At 40.8% G+C, this 12521-nt stretch carries 12 protein-coding genes and 1 riboswitch; all 12 genes read right to left on the bottom strand.

The genetic code is table 11. The features are described from left to right. Window positions 1-237: 237 nt before the first annotated feature. Entirely contained in the window at window positions 238-369 is a 132-nt protein-coding gene (locus MKY34_RS07965) for a hypothetical protein (protein WP_342514651.1), read from the bottom strand. Window positions 370-761: 392 nt separating this feature from the next. Next, window positions 762-1118, bottom strand: a complete 357-nt coding sequence (locus MKY34_RS07960) for a hypothetical protein (protein WP_342514650.1) — start codon at window positions 1116-1118, stop codon at window positions 762-764. A gap of 108 nt (window positions 1119-1226) precedes the next feature. Next, complete coding sequence (locus tag MKY34_RS07955) at window positions 1227-2075, bottom strand: IS3 family transposase (RefSeq protein WP_342514649.1); 849 nt, start codon at window positions 2073-2075, stop codon at window positions 1227-1229. Window positions 2076-2098: 23 nt separating this feature from the next. After that, entirely contained in the window at window positions 2099-2419 is a 321-nt protein-coding gene (locus MKY34_RS07950) for a transposase (protein WP_342513203.1), read from the bottom strand. A gap of 116 nt (window positions 2420-2535) precedes the next feature. After that, window positions 2536-3585: a nicotinate-nucleotide--dimethylbenzimidazole phosphoribosyltransferase gene (gene cobT / locus MKY34_RS07945; protein WP_342514648.1), complete on the bottom strand. Its 1050-nt coding sequence runs from the start codon at window positions 3583-3585 to the stop codon at window positions 2536-2538. Window positions 3586-3664: 79 nt separating this feature from the next. Continuing rightward, window positions 3665-3841: riboswitch (cobalamin riboswitch) on the bottom strand. Between the two features lie 241 nt (window positions 3842-4082). Next, entirely contained in the window at window positions 4083-4829 is a 747-nt protein-coding gene (locus MKY34_RS07940) for an alpha/beta hydrolase (protein ID WP_342514647.1), read from the bottom strand. A 161-nt stretch (window positions 4830-4990) separates the two neighbouring features. Next, window positions 4991-5470: a nucleoside deaminase gene (locus MKY34_RS07935; RefSeq protein WP_342514646.1), complete on the bottom strand. Its 480-nt coding sequence runs from the start codon at window positions 5468-5470 to the stop codon at window positions 4991-4993. 46 nt (window positions 5471-5516) lie between these two features. Further along, complete coding sequence (arr, locus tag MKY34_RS07930) at window positions 5517-5933, bottom strand: NAD(+)--rifampin ADP-ribosyltransferase (protein WP_342514645.1); 417 nt, start codon at window positions 5931-5933, stop codon at window positions 5517-5519. A 296-nt stretch (window positions 5934-6229) separates the two neighbouring features. Then, window positions 6230-7333: a DUF917 domain-containing protein gene (locus MKY34_RS07925; protein WP_342514644.1), complete on the bottom strand. Its 1104-nt coding sequence runs from the start codon at window positions 7331-7333 to the stop codon at window positions 6230-6232. 52 nt (window positions 7334-7385) lie between these two features. After that, complete coding sequence (locus MKY34_RS07920; RefSeq protein ID WP_342514643.1) at window positions 7386-8693, bottom strand: cytosine permease; 1308 nt, start codon at window positions 8691-8693, stop codon at window positions 7386-7388. Further along, window positions 8690-10459 (bottom strand): hydantoinase B/oxoprolinase family protein, encoded by a 1770-nt coding sequence (locus MKY34_RS07915; protein WP_342514642.1) that lies wholly within the window; start codon window positions 10457-10459, stop codon window positions 8690-8692. The genes MKY34_RS07920 and MKY34_RS07915 overlap by 4 nt, the downstream gene beginning before the upstream one ends. Further along, window positions 10446-12497, bottom strand: a complete 2052-nt coding sequence (locus tag MKY34_RS07910) for a hydantoinase/oxoprolinase family protein (RefSeq protein WP_342514641.1) — start codon at window positions 12495-12497, stop codon at window positions 10446-10448. Before MKY34_RS07910 ends, MKY34_RS07915 begins: the two co-directional genes overlap by 14 nt. Window positions 12498-12521: the final 24 nt, after the last annotated feature.

Here is a 12521-nt window from a genome sequence, read left to right as displayed (position 1 = left end):
TTTTCGTAAAGCTTTTGGCATAGATTGGAACTGGTCGGAAAGTGTAGATGGTTGCGTACTTCACACGCGACCAGACCATCTTTTCGCCCATTTATTTTGTATTGGATGGTGAGACTGTATTCGATTATCAGAAGCATTTTTTTATTTCAAGGTGCGCGATTATGTAATGGTTTCCACTGGGTGTGAGACCGCCTGGACAACGCTTTCAATAGATTCTTTAGGATTTACAATGAAATCCTAAATACCCGTCAAAAAATCTTTTCCGGCATCATACAGACCCGCTCCAACGCCTTTCGCAATCTCTACACCGGTGTTTTCTGGTTGAGCAATCTGTGCATCGAATAGGCTAGTAGACGGTTGAATGCACATGGGATTTCCGTAGCTCTTCGGAAAAGTATAGCGATATGGAAAGCTATCGATCATCATAGGTGTAAAAAGATTATCCATAGGCATCGTGCGTTGTATCAAATCCGTCCATAAGGGGTTTTGAGAAGAGATAGCTCCCCATTGGTCGGCTTTAATCATAAACCGTATAATTAGTAAAAAAACCTTGAAAGGCATTGCCAATCAAGGTGTGAATAACTATATCATTTTTAATACTTCATCGACTTCCACTTCAAAAATAAATTCTTTTCATTTTTTAGAACCGTAAGCTTTTATCACTCGCCTTTATTACATACATTACTAACACACTATATTTCCGCATATTCCCCCATTACAATAATTATTAAAGCCGATTCATAACATTTAATACTTTCAAGTTAAAATTCGTCAGTCAAAGCGTCATCGTAATCCTGTAATTCTTCCATAATTTCTTTTAATCGATCAATATTATTAATAAATTCACTGTAAGATATTTCTTGATATTTGAAAATTCCTTCGCCATATTCATCACTATCAAATATTTTTATCTCTGCACCTAACGTCAACAAGTTATCAATTAACCCTTTTAAATTTTCCATATCGTCAATATCATTTGCATCCGTTTCAGCACAAAAATCTTTGTTTTCAACTTTATTTTTTATCTCTGTAATTCCTAAACCAGTGTACTTTCTTAAGGGTACTATATATTTGCCAATTGGATCATTAGAGCTTATTTTAATTGCCATTTTACTCATCTATATATTCTCCTTCTCATTAAAATTCTTCTAAGTAATTTGGATCAACAGGTCTACCAGGTGCATTTTGGTCTAGCCCCTATTTTTTAGACAGCACATAATTGTGCATTAACTTGCTTTATTTTTGACGTTTAGAAAAGAGACCGGCGTTAAATAACCCAGTCGTTTTTGACTGCGTTTTTCATTAAAGTATGTAATAAATTTAGATAGATCTTCAATCACCTGTTCGGCCGAATTTACCGAGAAAAGATGCGGGAATTCGGTCTTCAGGTGTGAAAAGAAACTTTCAATTACCGCATTATCCCAACAGTTTGCTTTTCGTGACATACTAGGGATAAACTCTAATTCTTTTGATAGCTTGTTATGATCGTAAGAACGATAGACACTTCCCTGATCCGAATGGATAATTACATTCTTCAAATCGGTTAAACCTCTCGTTTCCATCGCTGTGCGAATGGTCTCATCAATCAACGCAGTATTCGGGCTGTCACTGACGACAAACGCAATAATCTCACGGTTATAAAGGTCCATAAGTGCTGAAATATAAAATTTCACGTTTTTGACGATTAGCTCGGACATATCCGTTACCCATCTGCGATTCGGTAGCGTGGCATTAAAATCGCGGTCAAGAAGGTTGGGGTATACATAGCCCGCACTTTTGGTTTTCTCCTCTTTTTTTGATTTCACACCCCGAATTCGGGACTTAAGATTCATTTCCTTCATTAGTCTCGCTACACGCTTATGGTTGACAATATGGTCTCGCGTACGCAGTTCTCCTGCGATGCGTTTTGCGCCATAAGTTCCGCCATTTTCGTTAAATAGATTTTGAATAGCAGCCATATCTTTCAGATCTCTTTCCGAGGATTCTTTCAGCGGCCGCTTTAGATAGGCATAATATCCGCTGCGAGAAACGCCAATTACATGACATAGCTGTTCAACTGTATAATCCTTTCTCAAGGCTGATACGGCTTCGTATCCTTTTACTTTTCGCTCTCCTTGAGAAAGGCGTGGAACTTTTTTAGGATTTCAATCTCTACTAACTGCTCGTTGTATTTCTTTTCAATTTTTTTCAGGCGTTCGAGCTCTGTTGCTTCATCTAGTAGGATCGCTTTAGGTGTTGGACGAAGTCCATTCTCTCCCTTTTCTCTATATATTTTCATCCAATTGGTAATGGAATTAATATGGATATCTAACTCGGAAGCAACGTCTTTTTTATGACGTCCTTTTTCCAATACTTCTTGAACGGCATATAATTTTTGTTCGAATGAAAGCTGTCTTTTTCGTTTTTTCTCATTCATCATTTTGTCGATCCCCCTCGAACAGGATTGTTATAAAATTATAACATGGCGTATGTCCATTATAAGGGGGTCGACCACAGCCACCCAAACAAACATGTTCAAGTCACTGGCACCAACGATTAAATCTCCATCCCTACCTCAGCAAAAGTAGCCATATGTGTCATCATGCTAACCGCAGCATCTAGTATCGGAAATGCTAGAGCGGCACCCGAGCCTTCACCGAGGCACATGTCCATGTTTAACATCGGTTCGATTCCTAGCAATTCATTGGCCAGTCGAGCACCTGGTTCAAGGGAAGCATGAGAGGCGATGAAATACGCCTTTGCTTTAGGTTCAATTGACGCCGCTATTAAGGCAGCCACTGTAGAAATATAACCATCTACAACGACAGGAATTCGATTGGCAGCAGCCCCAAGCATCACTCCTGCCATACCACCAATTTCTAACCCGCCTATCTTGGCAAGTACATCAATCCCATCAGTCGGATTTGGCTTGTTCAATGCAATCGCTTTTCGAATGACCGCCGCTTTATGCTCAATTCCTCCTTCGCCAACTCCCGCACCTCTTCCGGTAATTTCTAATGGGTCGCAATTGCCCAAAACAGACAAAATCGCTGTGCTAGGCGTCGTGTTGCCAATCCCCATCTCACCCGTTCCAAGCAAATTTATGCCCTTTTTCGCTTCTTGATTGACCATTTCAATCCCAACCTCTATCGATTGGACCGCCTCTTCTCTTGTCATTGCCGGGCCTTTCGCCATATTATCTGTGCCATTTTTGATCTTCCTTTTGATCACGCCTGCATCGTCAGGGATTTCACCCTTGACTCCGATATCTACTGCAAGTACTTTCGCCCCAGAAACCCTGCTGATTGCGCATACGCCTGGGTAGCCTTTTTCAAAAAGTAACGTTTGTGCCAATGTGATCGCTTGTGGATTACCCGAAATCCCTTCTTCATAAACCCCATGATCGGCAGCCATCGTAATGATCGCTTTCTGATCAATTGCAGGATACAGCTCCCTTGTAATGCCAGCTAATTGGATGGCAATCTCCTCTAGTCTGCCTAAGCTGTTTGGCGGCTTAATCAAGCTATCCACCCGTTCTCTTGCCTTTCCCATCATCCCCTCATCTAGTCTTTCAATCCGTTGAATCGTTTCATCTAATAGTCTCATGTCTCTTTCTCCTTTTCAAAAAAATAAAAGCCCGCAGCTTATTTGCATAGCAAATAAACTACAGACTTTTCCATCATCTATAAATAATAAGCAACTAGGCAGGTCTCCTGGCTCAGGGTCATCGTTTTATTTACCTTCCCAGAATCACTCCCAGTGGTATGCCAAATAAAACTTCCCTTTACAGTGGCGGGTCCGCTGAAGGCTTTCACTTCATTCCCTATTCTCCTCGAAAGGCACCTACTGCTTTTATCTAACTTTCTATTGATTTTATCATATAGGAGAATGCTGACAATTACAAATGGGGAATATTAAAAGAGGGCCAGTCACTCGAATAAAATTCAACTTATATATGTTGAATTTATGATTCTTACATTCTCCAGCCGACTGGAGTGACGAGGAGGCTGAAGCCGTGCCCGCGGAAAGCGTCCGCTCGGAACGGAAATCAGCACGTGGCCGGATTCTTTAGTTCAACTTATATAGTTAAGTATGTTGACCTTTTACTTATGTAACCATTCCTCCACTAGCTGATTGAATCGTTCAGGCTGGGCAAATGAAAAGCCATGTCCTACTTGCGAAATGACAATGCTAGAACAATTCGGATGACTTTCAGCAATCTTAAGAGCTGATTTCTTCATCATTCCTTTTTCCTTGTCACCTACTGTGACTAAAATTCGTGCAGTCGACTCCGCAATATCTATTGGTAAGTCATAAGCCATATTCTCTTTAAGCACCGCAATCAGTGTATCAATCCTCATGTTCACACTGTCCTCATAATATTGTTCAAAATAATGCTCATCTATATACAATTCTTTCGCTTGTATACGAGAAAACGACCTGTTTTTAATCAAAAAAGAAGTCATTTTAATAGATGGTGCAATAAATCTGCTGGTCATTTTCATAGGCAAGACAAGTGCACTATTAATGACAGCTGACTGTACAAGGGTCGGAGCGAGGCTTAAAATTTCAAGCGCAATTTGAGCGCCGATGGAAAAACCGATGAGGTGGACATCTCGCCCTCTCTTATGTTCTTCGATTAACTCGATGATTTCCTGGGCATTGCTTTTAATGGTAAAACTAGATTCCCCACTTCTTTCCCCGTGCCCTTGTAGTGTCGGAACAAGGCAATGGTATTCCGTAAAATAAGCTACCTGCTTGTCCCACATCCAACCGCCCACTCCACCTCCGTGAATAAACAGTAAAAGAGGCCCTTCTTTGTCGCCATATTCCTCGTAATAACTCCCCATCTTCTTCTCCCTTCACGCATAAAAGTAGAAGCAACTAGCGCCTACACCCTATTATAGCTCCAATTTCCAATACATAACATTAAAGGCGCTAGTCACTCCAAAAAATGCGTGCGTTTAACGAAACATGCTTAAACTTTCACGATTAAATGATTACCCCAAAATCATTCCCCTTTATGCAACTGCCAATGTAGCTGCCGCACTTGTTCGGCAAGCTCTGGAACCGGACCATCTACCTCAATATCTCGAATCACTTCTTGAATCGGTAAATTGCGAACACGAGATGCAGGGACGCCGATTTCTGCTAACCACCCCGCAAGTTGGCTAGAAGAACTCGCATACACAATGCGCCCTAATCCCACCCACCCATGAGCTGCCGCACACATCGGACAATGTTCGCCAGATGTATAAACCGTTGCCTGACTTCTTTCTACAGGCGTCATATTTTCAGCAGCCCAACGTGCAATGGCGAATTCAGGATGCTGGGTATGATCTCCGCCTGACACACGATTATGATCCTCTTTAAGCACATCCCCGCCAGCTGAAACAAGAATAGAACCAAATGGCTCGTCCCCGATACGCAACGCATCGTTTGCAAGTTCGATACAACGCTCTAAATGCTTGATGTCTGTTTCATTAATCATCGTCGACCACTCCTTTTTGGTTATCATCATAACATTCATTTATGGATTAATCGTATATGACATTTTCCCCTCGTTCGCTCAACTCTTTTAAAGATGTAAGCATATGATCGATTTCTTCATCAGAATGTCTTTCCCATACGCCTAATTCAGCTACTATTTTTAAAGGTGATGTAGATCGATAAGAACGTGTTGGGTTTCCAGGAAATCTTTTATCTGTCACGTTCGGGTCATTTTCAAAATCACCTAATGGTTCCACAATATAAATTCTCTCTTTCGACGTAGATCTCGCTAATTCAGCACCCCATTTAGCCGCATGTAATGTGGCGGTAAAATAGATATAATTCGATTTCCTATCTTGATAATTGGATAAATAATTCGGCTCCAATAAATCCCCAATTTTCAGCTCAGCTTTCGTACCATGGAAGAAAGGACCTTTATCTAAAACATCTTTGTTATCATTCATGCTGATACACCCCTTATATCGATTTGTATATAACAGTGTAGTATAGGGGGTTGGAAAAGAGTAGTCTGTAAATCATTAATAAATGGTGGTATAATTTAAGTAGGAAGAGATGATTGAATTAGCTAGACTACGCCCATGATGAGCAAACAAAAAAAGCAAGGACGCCTTGTCCCTTGCTTCTTTTGTTATACCATTTTTGCTTTCTCATCTACTTCGAAAGTTCTTGAATATAGAACTTCCCGTCTGCTACGTTGTCAATGTAACCACCAAAAATCCCATGAACGATATAAACTTCTTTACTTTTTTAACCCGTTGTAATCCTCATTACTCATCCCAATATAGTTCGGACCAAAAACCTCTAACCCCTGCTCCGTTGTCCAGATTTCTGGAGAGGATATATTTACAATGGCCACCTTTTCACCAACTTTACAAGTAGGATTCAAAATTGGTTCACCCGTCTCGAAATCGAGAACAGTAATAACATCAGGAATAATCGAAATTAGCTGCTCATCTTTTTTAATATACATGTTCTCATTTCTAAACCAAATGGAAAAATGTTCAGCTTCGTTAGTATGACCAAAAGGTTCTACAACAAAATCGCCCTCAATAAATCCAGTGGCATCCCGCCAATCCGATTGAATTACCGTTCCCTCCGTAATAAGCGTAACATTCGGCTTAGTTAACAACGCCTGGATAGGACTTTTTTGTTGTTCAAGTGCTTCTCGCCTTGCTCTCCCAAGTTGTTCGGACTTTGTTAAAGTCTTATCAATCACAATTTCTTTAAATCGATCTCCTTGAAGTGGATGATCGCAGATTCCAGAAAAGTTACCTGAAACAGATGCAAAAGAACGCGCAATTTGATCGGCTCGATCATGATTTACAACGGATTCCACAACTAAACTATCACCATAGCGGTTAGCCAGAGCAAACGGTGTAATGGAAGCACCAAATACATTAAATGTCGTATGTGCCAGGTCGGGAACTGCCCTTCCCGCAGGATCCGCGTCAATTATAGGAAGATTCAATTGGGCTGCGACATCCATTGCCCACGCTGTATTTCCTCCAAGTTCTGTTGCACAAATTGCCTTTATTTCCTGCTTCAAATGTTTTTGTAAAGCCAAGGTAGCGAATACGGACGGATTTCCCTCCATTACTTCCAAACCTTCCAGTTTCAGCGCTGCCTCTGCAGTTGGAGGTGCAACGGATCCCACATAATATGGCGAAACTATTAACCACGCGTCTTCAACCTCATCGAGTGAAATCAGCTTAATCTGCTGGCCCCGCTCATAAATCGCTTTTAATAATGCTAACCCCTCTTTCAAACTACCTCCGCCACCAGCACCATGAATGCATGCACCATAGAGTATATCTTCCGCCTCTTGTAAACTTAAAATTCTCAAACCCACTACCACCTTTATAAATTCCATATAACCCCAAAAGGTATAATTACGATTACACCGCTGTAAACTGATCAGGTTTCATTTTCCGTTTCACATTCATCAAAATCAAATAAAGAATTGCCGAAACGAATAAAGACTGAACGGCCGGAATCCCCATCTCTTGAACATACTGGGTCCAATAAGCGGTGGCAATCCCAACGCCCATAGCAAAAGATGCAAGCCAATTCCAACCAGGATTATCCTTATAAGATTGTTTACGAATGAAAAAGAAATCTGCAATCATAACACCGGCTATTGGTCCATAAATAATCCCTGAAATATAGAGGAAGTTTTCGAAGTATTGTAAAACTCCACCTAATGCTAAACCAATACCAATAATCGTTCCAATTAACGTTAAAATGGCTCTCCCTTTACTAGAGTTAATATTAAACATATTGGCCATTGATAATCCCATACTATAACTATTAACGATTTGACTCGTCCAAGTCGAAAGCCAAAGTATTAAAAAGCCCCATACTGGAAAACCTAAATTCAACATAATTTGAACAATATCAGCTTCCCCAGCACCGACAGACATAATTGCCCCTACTAAAAATAGAGGAAACCCTACACCAATGATCCCTAAGGGAATTAACACATTATCCTTCACTTTTGGTTTTGCAAAACGGGTATAATCTTGCACACCGACCCACTGTGATACGTTCATACCTAAAACTAAACTAATTGCAGCTACAAATGTCATAGTGGATTCTGGTTTCCATGCCGTAATAACTTCCCAACCTGAATCCCTTAAAACCAAGTAAATCCCTGTAACTACCAGTAATAAACCTGCCGGGACAGCTACTATATCTGTCCATTTCATTGAGGAATACCCTAAAATTGACGGCAAAGCAAATAACAATCCACAAATTGTTGTAATTAACGCAAGCATTCCGATATTTTGCTTATAATCAATGCCAAACATTGCCGCAATCGCTTCTCCTGTCACAGCAGTTTGTAATGCCCACCAGCCAATCCCTACAAAAAATGTGATTAATCCAATAACCCATCTAGCTTGGATGTGTCCGAAACTACTTCTCGCTAATACTGAAGAAGAAATTCCTGTTTTCGCACCCATATAGCCTGTTACAGCATTCCCAATCCATTGAACGATAAAAAGTGTAACGAATAAAATCCAAAACACTTTGGAAATCCCAAAATGTGTTGCTAATACTGCTCCTGTTAACAGGACCGGGATTGAAAATTCCAATCCCCCAAAAATCATTGCCGGAAAGATCCAGTGCTGTCTTTCATTCAAAGGAACTGAGGATAGTACCTCGTCAGTAACTACAACTTTTTCCTTCTTTTCCACTGCACTCACACTCGTTCACCTTCCAAAAAGCCAACTCTTGCCTGAGTCTCACCGATTACCTCACACATCTCGCCATCCAGTATAACGCCATACTTTTGTTCAGCATCTTGAATCGAATAGTAACCGTTTTTCACATCTTGCCTAACTTTATTCACTGGACGATTAAATGGATTACCATAGCCGCCACCTGTTCCAGTTACTAACTCTAAAACATCCCCCTGATTTAGCACATAACGTGCATACATGCCATAAGGTCCATCTACCTCGCCATTACTTTTATGAATCGAAAATTCATTTGTCGAGCCTTCTTCACCCCCGTCAACACCCCACGGAGCATAGAGATGACGACCATATGTTACAGTTGCTGTCTGATTATCTGTCAACACTCGATAAGAACGTACAACACCAGAACCTCCTATGAATTCTCCCGCACCTTTGCCATCACAACGTAATTTGTATTCATCTATCATAATGCCATAACGAGATTCCGCTATTTCAACTGGAATATTATACGTCTCGCCATCTCCGATACAAAACTGACCACGTGCACCGTCTTGCCCATGTCCTGCGCCCCATCCACCGACAGAGGGCTCGACAATCAGGAATGGTTCACCCGATTCAGGCTGCTGTCCTGATAACGTTACGGAGCAAACTGACAAAAAATGTCCCGCAGATAATCGATCAGGTAAAATTGATGCAAGAGCTTGGCAAACTAAATCCCCACCCGAAGAACCACTTTCCCAATAGTTAGAAACAGGTGCAGGTCGCTCAGCTGAAAAGATTGACCCTTTATCAGTGAGAACTTCAAGTGGACGAAATACGCCGTCGTTTGCATCTTGCGATGGATTCGTAATTGCTAAAAATACTGTTCGTACGTCCGTTACTAATGTTGTATACGAGCCATTCACTGGTCCCGGAACTTGAGGATGACTTCCCCTAAAATCACAAATAAAGCGATCATCCGTGATTGTCACTTTAACTTGAATGCCAAACGGCCCATTTCCTAAACCATCGCCATCAATGAAATTATTTGCCGTATAAACACCATTCGGGAGATTCCGAATAGCACTTATAGCCATCTGTTCGCCTTGATTTAACAGTAATTCAATGGAAGCCGTTACCGTTTCCTTTCCATACTTTGTGCACAATTCTACGAATCGTTTGTCACCAATCTTCAATGCAGCTATCTGCGCCCACATATCGCCGATAGATAATTCCGGAAACCGCACATTACTCTTAATCATTTCTACAAGTGGTTCATTCAATCTCCCAGCATCGCATAATTTAATACACGGGAACTGCAAACCTTCTTGATAAATATCAGTAGAATCATTCGTAAACGAACCTGGATCTTTTCCACCAACTTCTGTCCAATGCGCTTTATTTGCCGAAAATCCAAGTAATTCATCGTTGTAAAATATCGGCATGACGAGCCCCACATCAGATAAGTGAGTTCCTCCACCACCATATGGATCGTTAATAATAAAAATATCTCCTGGTCGAATACGATCTTTGGAATTGTACTTGGCAACAACTTCACGCACCATATAACTTAATGTTCCGATAAAACCAGCCACACCATTTCCCTGCGTTAATAACTGACCCTTGTTGTCAGTAAGACCACAAGCAAAGTCTAATACTTCATAAATAATAGGACTCATTGAAGTTCTCGCCAACGTATGAAACATTTCATCACCAATTGAAAGCAATGTATCCTTAACAATTTCTAATGTAAACGGATCTTGAGAAGCCCCTATATGCTTAAAGTTGCTCATCCACCAGCACCCCCGTATCTATAATTAAATTTCCATATATGTCAGCATGAATGGTTTGTCCTTGTTCGATGAGTGTAACGGCTGCCTTTTCTTCAATAATTGCTGGTCCACTTAATAGATGACCCGTTGGCATGGATTCACGGTCATAGATAGGCGTGTCGACCCACCCTACTTGCTCAAAATAGACAGGACGCACTTCTTTAAAAGATTGTTCAATAGCATTCGTATTTTCTTTTTTATTGATTGTAGGCTTTTGAACTTTTCCAAAAGCAGTTACATGCAAACTAACAATCTCACAACTAGCATCCTCTAAACGGAATGTATAATTTTTTTCATGTTGTTCATGAAAACTCTGTTTAATATGTTCCAGCGTTTCATTCACCCAACGACCGTTTGGTACCGGGATTTTCACTGTATGTTCTTGACCCGAATAACGAATATCGACAAAGCGCGAGAAAATGATGGTTTCATCCACACCATCTTCTTTAAACTGCTGCCATAAACGATTTTCAATCTCAAGCCACTTGTCCTGTGTAGCATCAAAATCAAGTCCATCCAACGGTTTGCTATACGTCATAATAGAGTCTTGACGCAAATCCGTCATCAACATTCCCCAAGCGGAAAAAACGGGTGACGCAAAAGGAATAATTACTTTTTTTACACCAAGCTCTTTAGCTAATGCTGCAGCATGCATAGATCCCCCGCCGCCGAAAGCAACCATTGAAAATTGGCGTGGATCATGACCTTTTCGTATGGAAATTAGCTTTAACGCCGTTAACATATTGGCATTTGCAATCCGAATAATACCTAACGCCGCATCGACAGCTGAAATTGAAAATTTACTGGCAATTTTATTTGTAATCCCTGCTTCAATTGCGGATAGATCGACAGGATAATCAAAGTTAACAGGCGATAGCCTTCCAGTTAATAAGTTGGCATCTGTTGTAGTGGGTTCAGTTCCCCCCCGGCCATAAGCAATTGGCCCCGGCAATGCTCCTGCCGATTGAGGCCCTACTTTCAAGGAACCTACTTCATCTATCCAGGCAATTGAACCGCCACCATTTCCAATTTCAACGATATCTACAACCGGTACTTTAATCGGATAACCTGCATGATAACTATTTTTCTCAATATAATAATCTGTCGATACTTTCATTTCACCTTTTTCAATTAGTGAACATTTGGCCGTTGTTCCGCCAATATCAAATGCAATGATATTGGATTCACCAATTTCATTTCCTAGAACTGCCGACCCATAAACGCCTGCTACAGGACCTGATTCCAACATATGAATAGGCAAATCCTTTGCATGTTCGAAAGTGGTTGTTCCACCATTTGATTGCATAATATAATTTCGGCTCGACATCATTTTCTGTAACTCATTATCGAGCTTATCAATATACGTAGAAGCAATTGGTTTCACATAAGCATTCAAAACCGTACTACTCGTACGCTCATACTCCCTCCACTCCATCGTCACTTCATGCGAAGCGCTTACAAAAACTTCAGGCCACTCTTGAAGAATGTATTCCTTCGTCCGCAGCTCATGATCCGGATTAATATAGGCATGTAGATATGCAATGGCTATTGCCTCTACTCCCTCCGCTTTCAATTCTTCAAGAACTGTTTTTAAATCGCTTAAATCCAAAGGTAAAACTACTTCACCTTTTGAATTTAGGCGCTCTTTTACTTCCTTTCGTAAATAGCGCTCTACAAATGGCACAGGCTTTTCATATCGAATATTAAAAAGGTCTGGTCGATTACCACGCGCGATTTCAAGAACATCTCGAAAACCTTGTGTTGTAATTAACGCCGTTTTTACTCCTTTTCGTTCTGTAATCGCATTAATGACTACTGTCGAACCATGGATGAAATTTTCAATCTGCGTATAATCGACACCACTTTTACGAATAACATCTATTACACCTTTTTCAAAATCCGGTGGTGTTGTCGGGCTCTTCGCGACTTTCACATCATCATTTTTATCAATATAAACAAGATCTGTAAATGTACCTCCAATATCGGTTGCGACTCGCATAACTTCCCCTTCTCTCGCTCAGTA

Source organism: Sporosarcina sp. FSL K6-1522 (assembly GCF_038622445.1).
GTDB lineage: Bacteria > Bacillota > Bacilli > Bacillales_A > Planococcaceae > Sporosarcina.
Note: the sequence above shows the minus strand (reverse complement) of the source record. Positions and strands in the feature narration are given on the sequence as shown.

Bases quoted from the DNA above. Each gene is read 5' to 3' on its own strand.
- MKY34_RS07935 (WP_342514646.1), bottom strand. From the start codon at position 5,470: ATGATTAATGAAACAGACATCAAGCATTTAGAGCGTTGTATCGAACTT.
- MKY34_RS07960 (WP_342514650.1), bottom strand. From the start codon at position 1,118: ATGAGTAAAATGGCAATTAAAATAAGCTCTAATGATCCAATTGGCAAA.
- cobT (WP_342514648.1), bottom strand. From the start codon at position 3,585: ATGAGACTATTAGATGAAACGATTCAACGGATTGAAAGACTAGATGAG.
- MKY34_RS07915 (WP_342514642.1), bottom strand. From the start codon at position 10,459: ATGAGCAACTTTAAGCATATAGGGGCTTCTCAAGATCCGTTTACATTA.
- arr (WP_342514645.1), bottom strand. From the start codon at position 5,933: ATGAATGATAACAAAGATGTTTTAGATAAAGGTCCTTTCTTCCATGGT.
- MKY34_RS07950 (WP_342513203.1), bottom strand. From the start codon at position 2,419: ATGATGAATGAGAAAAAACGAAAAAGACAGCTTTCATTCGAACAAAAA.
- MKY34_RS07965 (WP_342514651.1), bottom strand. From the start codon at position 369: ATGTGCATTCAACCGTCTACTAGCCTATTCGATGCACAGATTGCTCAA.
- MKY34_RS07910 (WP_342514641.1), bottom strand. From the start codon at position 12,497: ATGCGAGTCGCAACCGATATTGGAGGTACATTTACAGATCTTGTTTAT.
- MKY34_RS07940 (WP_342514647.1), bottom strand. From the start codon at position 4,829: ATGGGGAGTTATTACGAGGAATATGGCGACAAAGAAGGGCCTCTTTTA.